The organism is Staphylococcus simulans, assembly GCF_025561465.1.
Classification (GTDB): Bacteria; Bacillota; Bacilli; order Staphylococcales; family Staphylococcaceae; genus Staphylococcus; species Staphylococcus simulans.
This window is the reverse complement of the sequence record NZ_CP095100.1, coordinates 2,110,011-2,127,742: the sequence shown is the minus strand read 5'-3', so window position 1 is coordinate 2,127,742 and position 17,732 is coordinate 2,110,011. Positions and strand designations below refer to the sequence as shown.

Sequence of the window (17,732 nt, the reverse complement as noted above, 5' to 3'; positions counted from 1 at the left end):
ACCACGAATTGCTAACAGTCGAGGGTGTAATGTTTACCTAAACTTTGCACCCTCTAAATTACCAAATTCAGGAGGGAAAATCAAATGTTTTTTGAAAAAGGCGAGGTCAGAAGTCAATATTTTAATATTGATGGTTTTGAATTTATTAAAGAACTGACAAGAAAAGAAAATCATATCAATTTACTGATTTCGACGCGTGACCATCAATATGTCACTGATATTGCAGTGGCTTCATTATCAGACTTAGAAACAGTCGAAGAAATTATCAAACATGATATTTATGTATTTATTGAACAACAAGCAGATGAACTTGATAAAGTCATGGCTTATTTTACAAAAGGGTGGTTATAGAGATGAAGATAAGAATAAAAAAACTAAGTATTGAAAACTTTGCAGGAATTAAGGAACAAACTTTTGAATTTGGAGATAACAACACAAATATTTATGGTGGAAATGCCAGTGGTAAGACAACAACCGCAGTTGCATTACAATGGCTGTTGTTTGATAAAGGCTTAGACGGTACGACTAAATCATTCAACTTGGTACCGCTTGATAAAAACAACCAAGAACAGTACGAATTGACACCGACAGTCACTGCAGAAATGGTATTGGATGATAAACCGTTAACACTACGTAAAGAGTCACACGCAAAATATACAACTAACGCTAAGACGAACAGAAAAGAGTACAGTCGCAGCAGAACTAAAAAGCAATATGTAAATGAAGAAAGTTTGAAAGTTACTGAGTACAAAAACTACATTCAATCAATTGTAGATGAAGATGTATTTAAACTGGTTACTAATCCAGAAGCGTTTAATACATTGGATTGGAAAAAGCGTAGAGAAATCTTGTTCCAAATTGCAGATCCAATTAGTGATGAAGAGATTATCGAAACAGATGATGAATTAATCGGTATCAATGATATCTTATCTGACCATGATATCGAAACGAAAAAGAAAATATTAGGCGATAAAATCAAACAAATCAATAAGGATATCAAGGATATTCCAACACGTATCAATGAAGCACAAAAAGGATTGCAGGAAGTAGAACCATACAACGAAGATGATTACAAAGCAGCAATCGAACAGATTGAAGAGATTAACAACAAAATTTTAGAAGTTAAAAATGGTAAAGCTGACATTGATTTACGTAACCAATTAACTGACAAACAATCTGAATTAAAACGTTTAGAACAGAATTTCAGTAATGATACTGAAGATAAAATTCATTCACTTACAAATAAATTCAATACTGAAAACAGTACGGTTATCAACGCTGAATCAACTATAAAGAGATTACAAAATGAGTATGAACATGAAGCTAAACGCAGAGAAACATTATTAAAAGATTATAAAGATATTCAAACACAAATCAAAGAAGTGTCCGCTAAACAGTTTGAACACACTGATGACACGATTTGTCAGTGTTGCGGACAAGAGTTGCCGAAAGACCAAATCGAACAAGCTAAAGAAAAAGCGTTCAACATTTTCAACAAGCGTAAATCAGAAGAATTAGAAAACCTTAAAGCTAAACAAGAATACACGTTAGAGCAAGGTAAATCTATTAAACCGACATTAGAGAACATTCAAAGAGAAATCGAGAAACAAAAGCAATTATCTAATGAAGCGGTAGAGAAATCTAATTCTATTGATAAGAAAATCAAAGCATTAAAAGCAGAAGCAGTTAATGTGACACAAACAGATGAATACCGACAAATCATGCAAGACATTGCAGATATCAGCAACAAGCGTAAAGATATTGCTTCGGAAATAAATCAACTTGTTTCAGAACTTGAAGAAGAATTGAAAACTGCTGAAAGCAAGAAATCAGAAATCGAATCAATCAAATATGTAGAACAGGCAAACGAACGTACACAAAACAGAGTGTTAGATCTGCGAACAGAAGAAGATAACTTGCTTGATGAAAAAGAAGAGTTATCTGGGCAATTGTACAAATTGAACAAATTCACTAACACGAAAATTGAAATGCTGACAGACAATATCAACAACAAATTCAAATACGCTGAATTCAAGCTATTCAATCAATTAGTTAACGGAGATACGGAAGAAACATGTATCACTACTGTTAATGGCGTTGAATATGACTCAGGTTTAAACAATGCAGCACGTATCAACGTTGGTTTAGATATCGTCAATACTTTAGGTCATTTCTATGAGATTGAAGCACCTATCTTTATCGATAATGCAGAATCAGTAACAAAACTGATTGAAACAGATGCACAGCAAATCAGATTGATTGTCAGTGGTGATGATCAACAACTTAGAGCGGAGGATATTCAATGAAATACGAATTAGGTGATTTTGTACAAATAAAAGCCAAATGGCAAAAAACAAGAAAGAGTATTGGTCCAGATGATTTCAGAAAAGAGAACCAACGAAAAGAATTAGCGATAAGAAGTAAAACAAGTTGTGAAGAAAAAGGTTTATCTGTGGTCACCGCTACGGTGTAGTACAATCAAAAACTTTTATGAAAGTCAGTGAAAACGAAATAAAAGAAACAGGATTCAGAAACATCAAAATTTATTTAGTCGCAACAAGAATGAACTGTATTTATGAAGTGAGTGTAGAAGATATTCAACTAATCAAAGACATGGAGGAATTAAGATGAGTAACAATAAATTACAAAAAGTAGAAGAGCAATTATTAGCAGAAAAGAACGTATCTGATAGCGTTCTGAACAAAGTTAAGGTTTTAGAAGCGAAAGGCAACTTAGAACTTCCGAAAAACTATTCACCAAGCAATGCTATGAAGCAAGCATGGTTGAAAATCAGTCAAGATTTCAAATTAGCTAAGTGTACAGAAGCAAGTACAGCGAATGCACTGCTGGACATGGTAACACAAGGGTTGAACCCTGCAAAAGACCAATGCTACTTCATTCCATACGGAGATAAGCTAGTGCTTCAACGCAGTTATCACGGTAACGTAATGATGCTTAAAAGAGATGCTGGTGCTAAAGATGTTGTTGCACAGGTCATTTATGAAGATGACAACTTTAAACAAGAATTGGATTCTGTCGGTCGTATCAAAGCAATCAAACACGAACAAGATTTCTTTAATATCGATAAAAACAAAATTAAAGGTGTTTACTGCACAATCGTGTTTGATGATGATCGTGAGAATTATATTGAAATCATGACTATGGACCAAATTGAACAAGCATGGTTACAGTCATCAATGATTAAAGATGAAGCAGCACTTAAAAAGTCAAAAACGCATAACAACTTCAAAGAAGAAATGGCCAAGAAAACGGTTATCAATCGTGCTGCTAAACGTTACATCAATACATCATCAGATGAAGGTTTATTACGATTCGCACAAGAATCAGAAGAACGTCAACGCAAAGAAGTCTTTGATGCAGAAGTGGAACAGAATGCAAACAAAGAAGAAATTGATTTTGAAGAAGCGGTATACACGGAATATCAAGAACCATCAAATGAATCTAAACATGAAGAACCTCAAAAAGAAGAGCCTGCAGAGGAAGTCGGAGAGGATGTTGAGCCATTTTAATACAAGTATTTTCAACTGGCTCACAGGGGAATAGCTATCGCATCAGTGATGGCTATACCTCACTCTTATTGGAAGCTGGTATAAACTTTCGCAATGTTCAGATACCACTAGCATTCAAGACCAGAAAAATTGCAGCATGTCTTATCACACACGAACACGGTGATCATGCTGAATATGTAAAACAATATTTAAACCACGGCATCATAACTTATATGACACAAGGCACGAAAGATGCATTGAACATCAACAGTCACAGATTATGTACTTTAAAAGCCAAACAAGAGTTAAGAATCGGAACATGGTCCATTCTACCTTTCGAAGTAGAACATGATGCAGCAGAGCCTGTAGGTTACCTATTTAAAAGCGATTATGGCTATAAGGTCCTTTACCTCACAGATACAAAGTACGTTAAGTACAAATTCAAAGGTATCACTCACATGATGTTAGAAGTCAATTACGTATATGAAAAGATGTTGCAGAACGTCAAAGACGGTGTACTTCATCAAGCTTTGTCTAATCGAGTTATGGAAAGTCATTTCAGTTTAGAGAATGCAGTTGAATTCTTAAAAGCGAATGATCTAAGCAAACTACAACAAATCAATCTTATTCATCTAAGCAGCACAAATGCAGATGCTGAACGAATTAAAAATGAGATACAACAGGTGTCTGGCGTGCCTGTGTACATTGGAGGAAATTAAATGAATTTATGTGTGTTTACAGGAAGAATTACTAAAGATTTATCAATTGTTGAGTCAAGAAGCGGAACAAAGGTATTACCGTTTGATATCGCAGTACAAAGAAAGTACAAGAACCAAAACGGAGAATATGATACTGACTTTATCAGTTGTATCGCATTCAAAGCTACTGCTGAATTCATTGAACAGTACGCTAAAAAAGGCTGCTTAGTAACAGTTAAAGGCGAAATGCGAAACAACAACTTCACACGTGATGATGGAACTACTAATTACGGTATGCAGCTTGTAGTAGATGAAATTGATACTGCAACATTATTCATCAATAAAAAACAGTCAGATAAACAACAAGACAGCTACTACAATGCAAACAACACAAAGCAGCAATATGGACAGAGCAAAACAAATCAAAAGCAATCAGTACGTGAAGATAATCCATTCACTAATGCGAATGGTCCAGTCGATATCGAGGATGATGATCTTCCATTCTAAAGGAGTGAATTAAATGGCTAGACCAGGATATCTAAAACTTTGGCGCGGTATTGTCGAAAAGCCTATCTGGAAACAATCTACGCCTGAACATAAAGCAATCCTGATCCAAATCTTAATCATGGCAGATTTCAGTGGCAACGAATGGGAATACAAAGGCGAACAGTACACTACAAAGCCTGGTCAATTTGTCACATCACTAAAAAGTATAGCCGAAGAATGCGGAAAAGGGATTTCAGTGCAGAATGTTCGCAGTGCGTTAGCGAGGTTTGAGCGACTAGGTTTTATAACAAACGAATCAACAAAGGTTAATAGGCTCATAACCATTGTTAACTGGGGCGTTTACCAGTCTAACGAAGAAAAGACCAACAAAGATACCAACATTGTTACTAACAGTGAGGTAACAAAGAACCAACAAAGAGGTAACAAAGAGGTAACAACTAAAGAAGAAGTAAAGAAGAAAAGAAATAAAGAAGTAAAGAAAGAGTATAAGAAGAAGATAAATGCCTTCGACTTCTTCCAAGAAAATGGATTCGGAGTATTAAATCAATATACTGCTGAAGATATGAATCATTACATTGAATCATTCGATAACGATTCAGATGAAATTGTACAAGCAGCATTAAAGATTGCATTAGACAGAAACAAAACGAGCTGGGGCTATGCAAAGAGTATTTTAAACAATTGGTTAAAGGCTAATTTGAAATCTATGGAAGAAATCAAAGCATATGAACAACAACAAATAGCACAACGGACAAATAACAGAAATTACTACATTTCAAATGCTAAATCAAAAGAGATCACACCTGAATGGTTATTAAACCGTGAATATGAAAACAAAAACAAAACATCTGATAAACAACAAGATAAGGATTTCGAAAAAGACAGAGCAGCGTTTTTAAAACATATACAGGAATCATGGGGTGGAGATTAGTTAGGAGGAATCACAATGAAGATTCATGAACTCAACAATTACGACCGAATCATTATCTGGCAAGAAGATGATCAAGAAGAAGGTCGATGCGGAACAGTCATTCAGTTATTTAGACAAAACTTCGATACACATGCTGCATACGTATTGTTAGATGGAACTACTGAACAAACAATCATCACTAATGATGATTACTTCGATAAATTACCTATCTCTTTTAAAAAGGGTGATAGAAATGGAATTCAATCTATTTGATGAATATGGCAACAAAGTCTTTGTTATCGAAACCGATAAAGACAGATACAAATTGAAAGGTGTTAATGAATGGAAAGGCAGACGTTGGAACTTTGATTTGAACGAACTGCACACATTCATGGAAAACAATCAATTTACAAAAGACTATCAAACAGACATCTACGAAATGTTAGGAGTGTAAACAATGTTTTGAATCAGACTCACGAGGACGCGTTTTAAGTATGTTAGAAGAAGGATTAAGGAGTAAGAGTATAAAACTACTTTGAAGTTACTATAAGTCTCTCACACATCGCTGTGTTAGCTTGCAGAGTAGATTGTGAATGTAATAGGAGGAAATGAATGAAATACAAATACATGATACTAGATATTGAAGGGGCTAAAGAATTAGCTGAAAAATTTAAAGATATAAAAACGTGTCAAGAAATTTATGAAGAAAGAGTTGAAGTGTTGGAAAAGGCACAGGCATTTGATCGCATTAAAGAAATGATTGATGACCAACAATTAGAAAACGAACCAGATAGCGAAATATTGAGTGAAATCAGATATGAAATTTCAAAAGTGGAGGATGAAAACAATGATTAAAACTATATTCAAAATAATCTTAACTCTTGCATTTTATGAAGCGGTCAAATACATCACTGAACAATTTATCATTCGAGTAACACAGAATGATGATGTAGAAGCTCCTGCAGACTTCGACATACACGATCATATACATCTTGATAATTTAAAAGCAGAGGTGAGTGAATAGATGAAATTTATTTATGATTTTATTGCGTTGGGTGTTGCTCTAATAATCACATTGTTTATTTCTGGAGGACATTTAATTATAATAAATACATTAGCGGTATTCGGTGTTTATAAATTAGTAGATTCTTTTGTGGATAATATTATTAGAGGTGAAAGAGGATGAATAACGATTTTTTAACTGGCTTGTATACTCTTGCTGGAGGTGTTGTATTATACACTGTAAAAGAAGTGATAAGGTTTTTAGTAGATACTAATTTAAATCGAAAACAAGCTAACCTGAATAATATTTATCCTATATATTCAGAAGTATATAAAGCAGCGAAAATTTTTATTGGCTCATATGCTACACCTATACTACAACCTGAAACATTGAGATATGAAGATATAGAAGTTATGAATAAGCACTCAAGACAAAAGAGATTTATTGACGCTTACAAATTAAACTCAGATTATAGATACCTAATTAATTTAACTCATCATTTAGAAAAAATGAGAGATTTCAAAAAGGAATTTAATAATTCATTTAGTGTAAACCAGTTCTGTTTTGACGATGACTTTATCAAAAAAACAAAGAAAATAGATGCAGTGATGAACAGTGATTTAAGTTACCTAGAACAACAAATACAATATCATCTTGCAGAAGTATCATCAGACATTGAAGGTAAAATAATAAATAAAGATTACAAAGATAATCTCATTGTATACGAACGTTATTTAGATGACTTTAATAAAGTGTTCAAAAAGAAATTTAAAATATAGAGGTGATTGCCAACATGTGGATAGCGCTAACTATTCTCTTCGCTCTTCTCTCTTTTGGGCTTTATATGGCAAATAGAGAGTTAGGGGAAGAGTTGAAAGTGAGGAATAATATTATAGAGGATTTGATTGAAAGGAATGAAAAAAATGAATAAGAGAGATTATTATTTGAATTTAATAAAAAAAGTCGAGAGACGTATACAGTTCTGTGAAGAAGAATTACATGCTACTGAGGAAAGTATTAAAAGAAAGCGTCAGCGTTTGAATGAGTTAGATGAAGAACTAATTACACTTGAAGCAGTTAAAGAAGATATATTCAATAAGTTGTTATAAGAATATATTATGTTATATAGATGTCGTTATAAGAAAATGTTATAATGAGCGTATATACTATTTATCAATGGAGGTTATACATGTATACGCCAACTGAAGTAAAACAATTGATTACAGACTATCATTGGATGCGAAGATTGATTGACCATCAAGTATATGAGTATGATAGTACATCTATCAGTCAATATGGTATCGAGTCATCAATGGCTAAAGCTCAAGGAACTACAGGTAACAAAGTATTGGTAAGAGTCATACAGAATGATAAAGATAGACGTAAGACACAAGATCTTATAGATAAAGTGACGTTTATCGATAAGTATGAACATCTGATTACTAATGATAAAAACTATCATATCTTACAGTTGCTCAAACAAGGAGAAAGTATAACCGCTATTGAAGTATTTATGAAGTCCAGCAGAAAGAATATATATAGTAGAATCAATCAAATAGTAGATGTATTTATGAACGCACAGGGGTAACAGATTACACACTTTACACAGATTACACACTGTTTTGTTTAGCTGAATTAATTTTATATAATTGAGTTACAACAATATTATTAATTTGCAAAGATACGCGCGATCAATACTATATTATAACTGAGGCACATCACTAACGTGGTGTGTCTCTTTTATTATGAGGTGAACAATGGAATTTAATAAGTATCAGTCTCTAAAGAAACCTAAAGAGAAACAGCATCATATACTGCATCTGATGACAACAGTAGGTAACATTGCTGATGTATATAACAATAATATTGAAAATATAGGTAATGAAGAACTTACAGTTATGTTAGGAGAAGTGTTAGAAGATTTAACAGCGTTAGCTACATTGAATAACATAACGCTAGATACAGTCGCTGGTATCAATATAAATAGTTATCAACCTAACATGCATAACCTAATTGATGTAGGAGATACTGTTACGTATGAGAAAGAAAGATATATTGTACATGATGTTATTGGTAATCAATTGTTGATTGCTAACAGAGATAAAGACTTAGTAATTGATATTAATTCATTAAGAAGGTGAAAGCAATTGGGATAATGCGTAGATGTAGTCACCCAACATGTAATACGTTGATAAGCTACAATGAAACATATTGCAACAAGCATAAGACTTATATTAACGGTAAATACAATGATTTGAGACAAAGAAATGATCCAGAATACTTAAGGTTTTATAAATCAAAACAATGGCAGAACATGAGGGAACTTGTGATGATAGATAATCATTACTTGTGTAGACAATGTGGAAGGCAAGCAAATGTTGTTGACCATATCATACCAACAAAAATAGATTGGTCGAAAAGATTGGAAAAAGAAAACCTTCAACCATTATGCAATGAATGCCACAACAGAAAAACGAAAAGAGAACAAAGTGAAGTCCCCCACAGGAAATAACGGGGTGTAATATTAAACTACTCGAGAACGAGGCAGAGTTTTCTTCTCAAAAAATTCCCTTTATCTAGAAATTTTATTAGGAGGTGCTAAATTTGGCTGGTAGACCTAAAAAATTATTGATGAATTCCAATAAAAATTATACAAAAGAAGAAATTATCGAAAAAGAACGACAAGAAACACAGTTGAGTAAATTCTCCAAAATAGATTCTACACCACCAAGCTTTTTAGATGAAATTGCAAGAGAGGAATACTTACGGATTATCCCTCATATGCAAGAATTACCAATTTCTAACTTAGATAAAGGTCAAATTGCACAATATTGTAGTTTCTATAGTGATTTTGTAAAAGCAAGTTTAATTTTAGAAAAAGAAGAACTAATGATTGAAGACACACGAGGTAATATGAAGGTCAATCCCGCTTTCAATGTAAAAGAGAAGGCGGGTATTCGTATGCAACAAACAGCCAACACATTAGGATTAACTATTGATAGTAGATTGCGAATAGTTGTTCCTGAAGAGGAAGAAGAGGACGACCCATTTGCACAATTTGCGAGTGATGCTCAATGATAGATTTTGTAACACTATACGCTAAGAAAGTTGTTAGTGGAGAAATCTTAGCAAGTAAGAAGAATATAGCAGTGGCTCAAAGACACTTAGATGATTTGAAAAATGCTCCATTAGATTGTTATTTCGATATTGACCAAGCAAATAAAGCTATTAAATTTATAGAAATGCTTCCTGATCCTAAAACAAATCAACCTATGCCTTTAATGCTATTTCAAAAGTTCATTGTAGGTAGTATATATGGATGGCGTAGACGCGGTGGTTTCAGACGTTTTACGAAAGCTTATATTAGTATGGCAAGAAAACAAGGTAAGTCATTAATTGTCTCAGGTATGTCACTGAATGAATTGTTATTTGGTCAATATCCTAAATATAATCGTCAAATATATGTATCATCTTCGACGTATAAACAAGCACAGACGATTTTTAAAATGGCAAGTCAACAAATTAAATTACTACGTTCTAAAAGTGATTTAATCCGTAAATCTACAGAAGCGCGTAAAACAGACCTTGCGCATATAACATCAGAGAGTGTGTTTGAACCGCTTTCTAATAATCCAGATGCGGTTGATGGTAAAGACCCTACCGTTGCGATTTTAGATGAATTGGCCAGTATGCCGGATGATGAGATGTATTCAAGGTTTAAAACAGGTATGACGCTTCAAAAGAATCCCCTTACTCTCTTAATATCTACAGCAGGTGATAATTTAAATAGTCAAATGTATCAAGAGTATAAATACATCAATAATATTTTATCTGGAGAGGTGAAAGCGGATAATTACTTCGTATATTGTGCAGAAATGGATTCAGAAGATGAGGTAAATGATGAATCTTTATGGATTAAAGCAATGCCTTTGTTGGAATCAGATGAACATAGGGATACAATTCTTCGTAACATTAAAGCGGATATTCAAGATGAGTTAGAAAAAGGGACATCATTCCATAAAATACTAATTAAAAACTTCAATCTTTGGCAAGCTAATAAAGAAGATAGCTTAATAAACATCCGAGAGTGGGAAAATGCGGAAATTGAGAAAGACGTATCAAAAATATATGGAAGCGATGTTTATATTGGGGTTGACCTTTCAAGGTTAGATGATTTAACCAGTGTAGGTTTCTTATTTCCACAAGAAGATAAAACAATGTTGATTGATAGTCACTCATTTGTAGGCTTACGAACTACATTAGAGCAAAAATCAAAAAGAGATAAGATTGACTATCAAAAAGTTATTCATAATGGAGAGGCAGAAACAACCCGTTCACCTTCTGGAATGATTGATTATCGACAAGTTATTGAATTTATTGCAGATGTCATAGACAAATACAATCTCAATGTTAAAGCTGTTTGTTATGATCCTTGGAATGCACAATCTTTTATCACTACCCTAGAAACAATGATGATTGATTGGGATTTAATTGAAGTAGGCCAAAACTTTAAACAACTTTCACAGCCCATAAAAGAATTCAGAATGTGGATCGCTGAAGGGCGATTAAAACATTTTGGTAATGACTTGCTAACAATAGCAGTGAATAACGCAGTATTAACTTTTGATTACGAAGATAATGTGAAAATTGATAAACGTATCAACAGACAAAAAATTGACCCTATTATTTCAATAATCACAGCATTTAGTGAAGCACGTATGCATGAATTTGAAATTGATTGGTCATCTATTTATGAAAGTGCTGAATTTGGTTTCTAGGTGGTGAGTAAATGAATTTTAATAAGATATATATTTTTTTGAAATTGCTAATTGTTAATATCGTCAGTATCTTATTTTTAATAGGTTTAACTGTGGTCAATATTGCAATGTATATCGGCTTTGGCTTAGTTTTCGGTTTAATTGCTACAGGTTTAACTTTGATTCTGATTGCGTTAATTATCGACCATGAGTCTAAAGAAAGGGGGTAAATAAGTGGGTATTTTCTATAAAACAGAAAAACGAGATTTACAGTACAACGAAGAAGACTTGCAAATGATGGTTAGTACATTGCCAGGATTTCAAGGGAGTAACATTCGTGAATATGCGTCTGTTGATGCTATTAAACACAGCGATGTATTTACTGCTGTCACAATGATTGCATCTGATTTGGCTCGTATGCCCATCAGGCTAATGGAAAACAGAGAAATAGATTATAATAATCGTATTACTCACTTGTTGAATACAAGACCAAATGCAGTCTATAACGGCTATATCTTTAAATTAGTTGTGTTTATTAATGCACTATTAACATCTCATGGTTATGTAGAAATTATCAGAGATAAATTGGGGTTACCAGAAGCGTTAGTTTTTAGAAAAACATCAGAAGTTCAATTGAAAGTATCAGATGGTGGTTATTATTATTATAAATTTAGAACAATCACTGAAAATGGAAAGATGATTGAACGAAAAATTAATTTTGATGATATGTTAGATATAAAATTTTACTCATTAGATGGTATTAATGGTTTATCTTTATTAGATACACTCAACAAAACCATTGATGCAGATAATAATGGTAAAGATTTTCTTAATAATTTCCTGAGAAATGGTACACATGCAGGCGGTATTCTTAAAATGAAAGGTGTATTAAATGATAAGAAAGCAAGAAACCGAGCAAGGGAAGAATTCCATAGAGCTTTCAGTGGTACTAAACAGGCAGGTAAGGTTGTTGTTCTAGATGAATCAATGACATTCGATCAACTTGAGGTAGATACAGAGGTTTTGAAACTTATTAGAGAAAATAAATCGTCTACTCGAGAGATTGCCGGAGTATTTGGGATACCCCTTCATAAATTTGGTGTAGAAACAACTAATATGAGTATCACAGATGCTAATTTAGACTATTTATCTACATTAAAACCTTATACAACATGTGTATGTGCAGAATTAAACTTCAAGTTTAATGATGAAATCACAGATGATTTTAAAGAGTTTATCTTTGACACTACTGAAATTCGTGTAGTAGATGAAAAAACACAAGCAGAAATAGATAAAATCAACTTGGATAGTGGAAAAACAAATATTGACGAAATTAGAAAGCGTGATGGCTTACCACCTATTCCTGGTGGACACGGCAGTATTCATCGTGTTGACTTAAACCATGTGAATATCAGTCTGGTAGATGAGTACCAAATGAATAAATCGAAAGGTACAGACAACAAACTGAAAGGTGGTGAACAAAATGGATAAAGAAATCAGAGTAGGCGTTGTTGATGAGGTAAGGACTAGTGATGACCAAGAAATGATTATTGAAGGTTATGCGTTAAAGTTTGATACATGGTCAGAAGATTTAGGTGGTTTCAAAGAAACAATCTCTAAAGAAGCATTAAGAAACACAGACTTATCTGATGTACGTTGTTTAGTTGACCATCAACCATCGCAAATCATTGGAAGAACAAGCGCTGGTACCTTAGCACTTCGAGTAGATGATGTTGGATTGAAATATCGTTGTGAGTTACCTAATACAACATTCGCACGTGATTTATACGAAAATATGCGGCTTGGTAACATAAATCAATGTTCATTTGGTTTTATGTTAGATAAGAAAGGCGATGAACTGCGTTATGATGAACAAGAAGGTATTTATAAACGTACTTTAAAAAGCATCAGTCAATTAACTGATGTATCGGTGGTTACTTATCCAGCCTATAAAGATACTGATGTTAAACCAGCAATTAGAAGTATAGAGAATTTTGAACGAGAAAAACGCAAGTTCAAACTTAGAAACAAAATTAATGAATATGCTAATCAAAAATAATATTCGGTGAAGTTGAACACCATAAAAAATACAACCTAGGACATGTCTATAAGATGATGTCTTTTTTTAATATTAAAAATTGGAGGTTCTATAATGAATACGAAACAAAAACTACAAGCATCGATTAAAGATGCACAACGTCAAATTGACCTAAAAGTAAAAATCGCTACGCGTGCGTTAGATAATGATGAGTTGGAGAAAGCAGAACAACTTGAACAGGAAATTGCAGAATTACGCAAAAAAATTCAAGAAAAAGAAGAAGAATTATCTAAAATTAAAGAAGATGATGATAATAAAAGTAACGAAGGAAATACAGAACCAAGTCAAACTGAAGGTAATGCGAATGTACGTTCAATGGGTAAATATGGTAATGTTTTCGATTTAGCTATTCCTGGGCAACAAACACAAGTAACTTCACAAGAAGTTAGAGATTTCCAAAATTATCTTGAAACTCGAGATGATATTCAAGGTGGATCATTAAAAACAGATTCTGGTTTCGTTGTCATTCCAGAAGAAATTGTGACTGATATTTTAAAACTTAAAGAAGTTGAATTTAACTTAGATAAATATGTAACAGTTAAGAAAGTTAATAATGGTTCTGGAAAATATCCAGTTGTACGACAATCAGAAGTTGCAGCGTTACCAGAAGTTGAAGAACTTGCTGAAAATCCTGAGTTAGCAGTTAAGCCATTCTTCCAACTGGCATATGACATCAAAACACGCCGTGGTTATTTCCGAATTTCACGTGAAGCAATTGAAGATGCGAAAGTCAATGTGCTACAAGAATTAAAATTATGGATGGCTCGTACGATTGCGGCAACACGAAACCAAGCTATTATTGATGTAATCCAGAATGGAGGACCAGGAGAAAATGGAGATAGTACAAAATTACGTTCTGTTGAGGCTGCAGGTATCGATGGCTTAAAAGATGCAATTAATTTAAATGTGAAACCTAATTATGAACATAATGTGGCGATTGTATCACAAACATTGTTTGCTAAGTTAGACAAGTTAAAAGACAAAAATGGTAATTACTTAATTCAACCGGATGTTAAAGAGAAAACACAACAACGTTTGTTAGGTGCTAAAGTAGAGATTTTACCTGATGAAATGTTAGGAGATTCTGGAGCGGAAACGTTAATTATTGGTAACTTAAAAGATGCTATTGTGTTATTTGACCGTTCACAGTATCAAGCTCAATGGACAGACTATATGCACTTCGGGGAGTGCTTAATGGTTGCTGTACGTCAAGATTGCCGTATTTTAGATTATAAAGCAGCAGTGGTTGTTAACTTTAAAGATGAAGCAACTGAAGAAGTACAAACTTTATAAGGAGGAATAGAACATGGCTAAATATAAAGTGAATCAAGCATATATTGATAAAGAATTAAAACGTACCTTGCAAAAGGGTGAAGAAGTAGAAATGACTGTGAAACGTGCAAATGAAGTTAACAAAAATGGCAAACCTAAAAATGGTATGTTAACTAGAATTGATGACTAGAGGTGAAGTGTGGTGGACTTAACACTTTTAAAAAAGCATTGTAAAATCGACCACAATTCTGAAGATGACTTGCTCGAAGAATACTACAATTGGGCGAAATACGATATAGCTAATGCAGTTACAGATGATATAGAGTGGTTGGAGGAACATCCGTTATATAGAGCGGCTGTTTATCCTTTGACTGCTTATTATTTTGAAAATCGTATTGCTTTTGAAGAACGAGATTTGAATTATGCGCCACATATGGTTCTAAGTGTAGTTCATAAGTTGAGGGATGCATATGAAATTCAATTCAAATAGATTAAACGAGCGGGTTACTTTTTGTGAAGACATAAGTAAATCTATTAACGGCTTACCACAAAAACCTGTTCCACAAGAATTATATAGTTGTTATGCAGCCATTCAAGACGCGAGAGAATCAGACATACAAACAAGTATCAATACAGGATCTAAATTTATTAAAACTATTATCATTAGAGACCCTCGTGGTGAATATAAGCCAAATAACAAGCACTATGTGTTACATGAAGATGAAAGGTATGACATTATTTATGTAAAGAAGGATTATCAAGATAAAGCTTTCATTCGAGTATATTGTGAGGTTATTTTATAATGCCTGCTAAAATTGAAAAAAATGACATTGAGCAAGGTCTTGTTAGAAAGCAGCTTGAATTTAATGCTAAGCAAAATCAAGTGTTAAGAGAAGCAGCTCAAGCGTTAGTACCTGAATTAGCTAGAACCACTCCTGTCAGTGATAGAAAAAAACATGCAAAGAGTCACGTAACTATTTCTAATGTAAGGACTGATAAAAACAGTTATGAAAAGTACATTGTTGTAGGTTACGAAAAAGGTTATTCACATCGTATACACGCAACAGAGTTTGGAACCATGTATCAACGTCCGCAATTATGGATTACTAAGACAGAGAAAAACAATAGACAACTCGTTTATCGAAAGATGTTAAGTGCCATGAAGAAGGTGATTAAATGAGTATAACCGAATTAATCTATAATGAAATCATTAAAGATGAGCGGATTACTATAAAAGATAATGTTTTTAGGTATGTAGTACCTCAAAACTTTCATACACAGACTAGTAAACCGATTGTTAGGATATTTCCTTTGCCTTTTAATCCTGAAGAATATGCTGACAATGAAGAAATGACTAGAGAATACGATATTCAAGTAGATATTTGGTGGTCTGAAAATGAGCCAAGCGAGCAAGCTGAACGAATTGCAAAAAGATTAAAGGAATTAGATTTTAAATCATATTATAGAGAACCCTTGTACGAAGTAGAAACAATGACGTTTCGTGAAATAATTCGTGCAAATGGTTCTCTTTTTATTTAGGAGGAAATTTTATGGAAAAATTAAAGTTAAATTTACAGCATTTTGCAGAAAAGGATACAGGAGTTTCCGGTATTGCAATTGGTGTTACAAATTTCTATTGGGCGCCTATTGTTAAAGATACAAGTGAAAACTGGGAAGTAAAACCAGGTTCTCGTACACGTTTCTTGAAAGAAATCGAAGTTGACCGACCACAAGAAGTGGAAGAAGAATATGGAGATAATATGGTTGCAGCAACTGCTGTTTCTAACGGTAAATTATCAGTTAAAACAACTTTCGTTTCCATCCCTGCAGATCAAAAAGCTTTCTTATCCGGTGCTAAAAAAGGTGACGGAGGATATAAATACGGAGCGAATGATATTCCACCAGATGTAGCGGTAGTATTCGAGCGTACAAACCATGATGGCTCATCTGAATGGGTGGGACTATTTAAAGGTAAATTTACGCGTCCATCATTATCAGGGCATTCAAAACAAGATAAGGTTGAATTCCAAAATGATGAAGTTGAAGGTTCATTTGTAGACCGTTTATATGATGAATCATCGCATGTGACTGGTTATGATGATAAAGGTTCTACAAAAGGTCGCGACTATGTTTTCTTAGAAACATTCGGAAAAACTTATGAAGATTTTATCAACTCATTAGCACCAAGTGAAAGTGAAACAGTTGTTAAGTCAATGAAAGATAGCACATCACCAGAGGACTCAGAAGAATTACAATCACTATAAAACTTTAAGAGGGGAATTCCCCTCTTTTTTTAATGAAAAATTTAAAATCAGAAAGAAGGAATATAATTATGACAAGAGCATCAATTGAACTTATTACAGGATATACAAAAACAGGTAAACCACAGACTAAAAAATACTTAGCAAAGCCGATGATGTCACTTTTTGACACAATTCAAGGTTCAAAGTTATCTACAAAACTAACAAAAACATTTAAACAACCGGATTTTGAAGATTTAACACAAGAGGAATTTGAAAAGTTGAGTGAAACAGAACAAAAAGAATATCAAGCTAAAGTTGAAGAGTATCAAGAATTGGTTTCAGAACAATTTGAAGTTTTAGATGAAGTTACAGCATTTGTAGCAGAAGGATTTGATAACCAATTCACATCAGAGGAGTTGCAAAAAGGTATTCCAGCAGGCGCTGAAGGTCTTAGTACTTTAGTTACTGTTTTAGAAACACTTATTTCAGGAGATTTAGACGATACAAAAAAGTTCGTGACAGAGAAGAAGAAATAAACCCTGAAGATTTAACTCCTGAAGGCAGATATAACAACTATATGAAGCTTGCAAAAAAGTTGATTGAAGATGGTATGGATGCTGAAAAAGTAGCAAATATGCCTATTCATTTCTTTTTAGAAATTGTAAGCAGCAAAGTGGAAAGCAAGAAAAAAGCAAAAAGCTTTGCAGATATTTTTTAAAGAAAGGAGGTTAGTGT

Annotated in this window: 30 protein-coding genes and 1 pseudogene; all 31 read left to right on the top strand. The window is 33.4% G+C overall.

Translation table 11 applies throughout. The features are described 5' to 3' along the window. The first annotated feature begins 84 nt into the window (after positions 1 to 84). The 31 genes and pseudogenes from MUA87_RS09925 (at position 85) to gpGT (ending at position 17,715) form a co-directional block, all read left to right on the top strand. Entirely contained in the window at positions 85 to 351 is a 267-nt protein-coding gene (locus MUA87_RS09925) for a DUF1108 family protein (protein ID WP_105978176.1), read from the top strand. 2 nt (positions 352 to 353) lie between these two features. Next, the gene (locus tag MUA87_RS09920; RefSeq protein ID WP_105978177.1) at positions 354 to 2,306 is read left to right on the top strand and encodes an ATP-binding protein; all 1,953 of its coding nucleotides are present in this window, start codon (positions 354 to 356) and stop codon (positions 2,304 to 2,306) included. Next, a complete protein-coding gene (locus tag MUA87_RS09915) occupies positions 2,303 to 2,473 on the top strand; it encodes a hypothetical protein (protein WP_158257413.1) in 171 nt (56 codons plus the stop codon). Before MUA87_RS09920 ends, MUA87_RS09915 begins: the two co-directional genes overlap by 4 nt. 154 nt (positions 2,474 to 2,627) lie before the next feature. Further along, positions 2,628 to 3,530, top strand: a complete 903-nt coding sequence (locus tag MUA87_RS09910; protein WP_105978178.1) for a RecT family recombinase — start codon at positions 2,628 to 2,630, stop codon at positions 3,528 to 3,530. Between the two features lie 68 nt (positions 3,531 to 3,598). Then, positions 3,599 to 4,228: an MBL fold metallo-hydrolase gene (locus MUA87_RS09905; protein WP_105978179.1), complete on the top strand. Its 630-nt coding sequence runs from the start codon at positions 3,599 to 3,601 to the stop codon at positions 4,226 to 4,228. Continuing rightward, complete coding sequence (locus tag MUA87_RS09900; RefSeq protein WP_105978180.1) at positions 4,229 to 4,714, top strand: single-stranded DNA-binding protein; 486 nt, start codon at positions 4,229 to 4,231, stop codon at positions 4,712 to 4,714. Positions 4,715 to 4,727: 13 nt separating this feature from the next. Beyond that, positions 4,728 to 5,645: a DnaD domain-containing protein gene (locus MUA87_RS09895; protein ID WP_105988763.1), complete on the top strand. Its 918-nt coding sequence runs from the start codon at positions 4,728 to 4,730 to the stop codon at positions 5,643 to 5,645. Between the two features lie 15 nt (positions 5,646 to 5,660). Next, positions 5,661 to 5,897 carry a hypothetical protein gene (locus MUA87_RS09890; RefSeq protein ID WP_105978182.1) on the top strand — a complete coding sequence of 79 codons (237 nt, stop codon included), beginning with the start codon at positions 5,661 to 5,663 and terminating at the stop codon, positions 5,895 to 5,897. Continuing rightward, positions 5,878 to 6,078 carry a hypothetical protein gene (locus tag MUA87_RS09885; RefSeq protein WP_105978183.1) on the top strand — a complete coding sequence of 67 codons (201 nt, stop codon included), beginning with the start codon at positions 5,878 to 5,880 and terminating at the stop codon, positions 6,076 to 6,078. Before MUA87_RS09890 ends, MUA87_RS09885 begins: the two co-directional genes overlap by 20 nt. Positions 6,079 to 6,236: 158 nt before the next feature. Further along, a complete protein-coding gene (locus MUA87_RS09880) occupies positions 6,237 to 6,479 on the top strand; it encodes a hypothetical protein (protein ID WP_262550680.1) in 243 nt (80 codons plus the stop codon). Then, complete coding sequence (rinB, locus tag MUA87_RS09875; protein WP_105978185.1) at positions 6,472 to 6,648, top strand: transcriptional activator RinB; 177 nt, start codon at positions 6,472 to 6,474, stop codon at positions 6,646 to 6,648. Before MUA87_RS09880 ends, rinB begins: the two co-directional genes overlap by 8 nt. Next, a complete protein-coding gene (locus tag MUA87_RS09870; RefSeq protein ID WP_158257376.1) occupies positions 6,649 to 6,810 on the top strand; it encodes a hypothetical protein in 162 nt (53 codons plus the stop codon). It abuts the gene before it with no gap. After that, positions 6,807 to 7,406 carry a hypothetical protein gene (locus tag MUA87_RS09865; protein ID WP_182477681.1) on the top strand — a complete coding sequence of 200 codons (600 nt, stop codon included), beginning with the start codon at positions 6,807 to 6,809 and terminating at the stop codon, positions 7,404 to 7,406. The genes MUA87_RS09870 and MUA87_RS09865 overlap by 4 nt, the downstream gene beginning before the upstream one ends. 144 nt (positions 7,407 to 7,550) lie before the next feature. Beyond that, entirely contained in the window at positions 7,551 to 7,736 is a 186-nt protein-coding gene (locus MUA87_RS09860) for a hypothetical protein (RefSeq protein WP_105978186.1), read from the top strand. Between the two features lie 80 nt (positions 7,737 to 7,816). Next, positions 7,817 to 8,215 (top strand): hypothetical protein, encoded by a 399-nt coding sequence (locus MUA87_RS09855; RefSeq protein WP_105978187.1) that lies wholly within the window; start codon positions 7,817 to 7,819, stop codon positions 8,213 to 8,215. Between the two features lie 169 nt (positions 8,216 to 8,384). Then, entirely contained in the window at positions 8,385 to 8,768 is a 384-nt protein-coding gene (locus tag MUA87_RS09850; protein WP_070684441.1) for a hypothetical protein, read from the top strand. Positions 8,769 to 8,773: 5 nt separating this feature from the next. Then, positions 8,774 to 9,139 (top strand): HNH endonuclease, encoded by a 366-nt coding sequence (locus tag MUA87_RS12815; RefSeq protein WP_031262787.1) that lies wholly within the window; start codon positions 8,774 to 8,776, stop codon positions 9,137 to 9,139. Between the two features lie 92 nt (positions 9,140 to 9,231). Beyond that, positions 9,232 to 9,705 (top strand): phage terminase small subunit P27 family, encoded by a 474-nt coding sequence (locus tag MUA87_RS09840; protein WP_070463402.1) that lies wholly within the window; start codon positions 9,232 to 9,234, stop codon positions 9,703 to 9,705. Then, positions 9,702 to 11,405, top strand: coding sequence for a terminase large subunit (locus MUA87_RS09835; protein WP_107540070.1), 1,704 nt, complete (start codon positions 9,702 to 9,704; stop codon positions 11,403 to 11,405). Before MUA87_RS09840 ends, MUA87_RS09835 begins: the two co-directional genes overlap by 4 nt. 38 nt (positions 11,406 to 11,443) lie before the next feature. Beyond that, positions 11,444 to 11,614 carry a hypothetical protein gene (locus MUA87_RS09830; protein ID WP_226956288.1) on the top strand — a complete coding sequence of 57 codons (171 nt, stop codon included), beginning with the start codon at positions 11,444 to 11,446 and terminating at the stop codon, positions 11,612 to 11,614. 4 nt (positions 11,615 to 11,618) lie between these two features. After that, entirely contained in the window at positions 11,619 to 12,875 is a 1,257-nt protein-coding gene (locus MUA87_RS09825) for a phage portal protein (RefSeq protein ID WP_070864596.1), read from the top strand. Then, entirely contained in the window at positions 12,868 to 13,443 is a 576-nt protein-coding gene (locus MUA87_RS09820) for an HK97 family phage prohead protease (RefSeq protein WP_107540071.1), read from the top strand. The genes MUA87_RS09825 and MUA87_RS09820 overlap by 8 nt, the downstream gene beginning before the upstream one ends. 93 nt (positions 13,444 to 13,536) lie before the next feature. Then, a complete protein-coding gene (locus MUA87_RS09815; protein ID WP_107543492.1) occupies positions 13,537 to 14,775 on the top strand; it encodes a phage major capsid protein in 1,239 nt (412 codons plus the stop codon). A 13-nt stretch (positions 14,776 to 14,788) separates the two neighbouring features. After that, positions 14,789 to 14,944, top strand: a complete 156-nt coding sequence (locus MUA87_RS09810; protein WP_023016041.1) for a hypothetical protein — start codon at positions 14,789 to 14,791, stop codon at positions 14,942 to 14,944. Positions 14,945 to 14,953: 9 nt separating this feature from the next. Then, positions 14,954 to 15,244 carry a head-tail connector protein gene (locus MUA87_RS09805; RefSeq protein WP_107543493.1) on the top strand — a complete coding sequence of 97 codons (291 nt, stop codon included), beginning with the start codon at positions 14,954 to 14,956 and terminating at the stop codon, positions 15,242 to 15,244. Further along, positions 15,225 to 15,557 (top strand): head-tail adaptor protein, encoded by a 333-nt coding sequence (locus MUA87_RS09800; protein ID WP_107540074.1) that lies wholly within the window; start codon positions 15,225 to 15,227, stop codon positions 15,555 to 15,557. The genes MUA87_RS09805 and MUA87_RS09800 overlap by 20 nt, the downstream gene beginning before the upstream one ends. Continuing rightward, on the top strand, positions 15,557 to 15,934 hold the full coding sequence (locus MUA87_RS09795; protein ID WP_060804534.1) for an HK97-gp10 family putative phage morphogenesis protein: 378 nt from the start codon (positions 15,557 to 15,559) through the stop codon (positions 15,932 to 15,934). The genes MUA87_RS09800 and MUA87_RS09795 overlap by 1 nt, the downstream gene beginning before the upstream one ends. Beyond that, on the top strand, positions 15,931 to 16,293 hold the full coding sequence (locus MUA87_RS09790) for a DUF806 family protein (protein WP_107540076.1): 363 nt from the start codon (positions 15,931 to 15,933) through the stop codon (positions 16,291 to 16,293). Before MUA87_RS09795 ends, MUA87_RS09790 begins: the two co-directional genes overlap by 4 nt. A gap of 11 nt (positions 16,294 to 16,304) precedes the next feature. Beyond that, positions 16,305 to 16,991 (top strand): annotated as a pseudogene (locus tag MUA87_RS09785) (major tail protein); the annotation flags it as partial. Between the two features lie 95 nt (positions 16,992 to 17,086). Further along, positions 17,087 to 17,533 (top strand): phage tail assembly chaperone G, encoded by a 447-nt coding sequence (gene gpG / locus MUA87_RS09780; RefSeq protein ID WP_107540078.1) that lies wholly within the window; start codon positions 17,087 to 17,089, stop codon positions 17,531 to 17,533. Positions 17,534 to 17,592: 59 nt separating this feature from the next. After that, complete coding sequence (gpGT, locus tag MUA87_RS09775) at positions 17,593 to 17,715, top strand: phage tail assembly chaperone GT (RefSeq protein ID WP_105978203.1); 123 nt, start codon at positions 17,593 to 17,595, stop codon at positions 17,713 to 17,715. Positions 17,716 to 17,732 lie beyond the last annotated feature (17 nt).

Excerpts from the sequence above, each read along its gene's own strand:
- MUA87_RS09855 (WP_105978187.1), top strand. The coding sequence starts at position 7,817 with ATGTATACGCCAACTGAAGTAAAACAATTGATTACAGACTATCATTGG.
- MUA87_RS09800 (WP_107540074.1), top strand. The coding sequence starts at position 15,225 with ATGAAATTCAATTCAAATAGATTAAACGAGCGGGTTACTTTTTGTGAA.
- MUA87_RS09880 (WP_262550680.1), top strand. The coding sequence starts at position 6,237 with ATGAAATACAAATACATGATACTAGATATTGAAGGGGCTAAAGAATTA.
- MUA87_RS09870 (WP_158257376.1), top strand. The coding sequence starts at position 6,649 with ATGAAATTTATTTATGATTTTATTGCGTTGGGTGTTGCTCTAATAATC.
- MUA87_RS09890 (WP_105978182.1), top strand. The coding sequence starts at position 5,661 with ATGAAGATTCATGAACTCAACAATTACGACCGAATCATTATCTGGCAA.
- MUA87_RS09815 (WP_107543492.1), top strand. The coding sequence starts at position 13,537 with ATGAATACGAAACAAAAACTACAAGCATCGATTAAAGATGCACAACGT.
- MUA87_RS09835 (WP_107540070.1), top strand. The coding sequence starts at position 9,702 with ATGATAGATTTTGTAACACTATACGCTAAGAAAGTTGTTAGTGGAGAA.
- MUA87_RS09820 (WP_107540071.1), top strand. The coding sequence starts at position 12,868 with ATGGATAAAGAAATCAGAGTAGGCGTTGTTGATGAGGTAAGGACTAGT.
- MUA87_RS09915 (WP_158257413.1), top strand. The coding sequence starts at position 2,303 with ATGAAATACGAATTAGGTGATTTTGTACAAATAAAAGCCAAATGGCAA.
- MUA87_RS09885 (WP_105978183.1), top strand. The coding sequence starts at position 5,878 with ATGGAATTCAATCTATTTGATGAATATGGCAACAAAGTCTTTGTTATC.
- MUA87_RS09865 (WP_182477681.1), top strand. The coding sequence starts at position 6,807 with ATGAATAACGATTTTTTAACTGGCTTGTATACTCTTGCTGGAGGTGTT.
- MUA87_RS09900 (WP_105978180.1), top strand. The coding sequence starts at position 4,229 with ATGAATTTATGTGTGTTTACAGGAAGAATTACTAAAGATTTATCAATT.
- MUA87_RS09920 (WP_105978177.1), top strand. The coding sequence starts at position 354 with ATGAAGATAAGAATAAAAAAACTAAGTATTGAAAACTTTGCAGGAATT.
- rinB (WP_105978185.1), top strand. The coding sequence starts at position 6,472 with ATGATTAAAACTATATTCAAAATAATCTTAACTCTTGCATTTTATGAA.
- MUA87_RS09810 (WP_023016041.1), top strand. The coding sequence starts at position 14,789 with ATGGCTAAATATAAAGTGAATCAAGCATATATTGATAAAGAATTAAAA.
- MUA87_RS09910 (WP_105978178.1), top strand. The coding sequence starts at position 2,628 with ATGAGTAACAATAAATTACAAAAAGTAGAAGAGCAATTATTAGCAGAA.
- MUA87_RS09895 (WP_105988763.1), top strand. The coding sequence starts at position 4,728 with ATGGCTAGACCAGGATATCTAAAACTTTGGCGCGGTATTGTCGAAAAG.
- gpG (WP_107540078.1), top strand. The coding sequence starts at position 17,087 with ATGACAAGAGCATCAATTGAACTTATTACAGGATATACAAAAACAGGT.
- MUA87_RS09860 (WP_105978186.1), top strand. The coding sequence starts at position 7,551 with ATGAATAAGAGAGATTATTATTTGAATTTAATAAAAAAAGTCGAGAGA.
- MUA87_RS09925 (WP_105978176.1), top strand. The coding sequence starts at position 85 with ATGTTTTTTGAAAAAGGCGAGGTCAGAAGTCAATATTTTAATATTGAT.
- MUA87_RS09850 (WP_070684441.1), top strand. The coding sequence starts at position 8,385 with ATGGAATTTAATAAGTATCAGTCTCTAAAGAAACCTAAAGAGAAACAG.
- MUA87_RS09790 (WP_107540076.1), top strand. The coding sequence starts at position 15,931 with ATGAGTATAACCGAATTAATCTATAATGAAATCATTAAAGATGAGCGG.
- MUA87_RS09795 (WP_060804534.1), top strand. The coding sequence starts at position 15,557 with ATGCCTGCTAAAATTGAAAAAAATGACATTGAGCAAGGTCTTGTTAGA.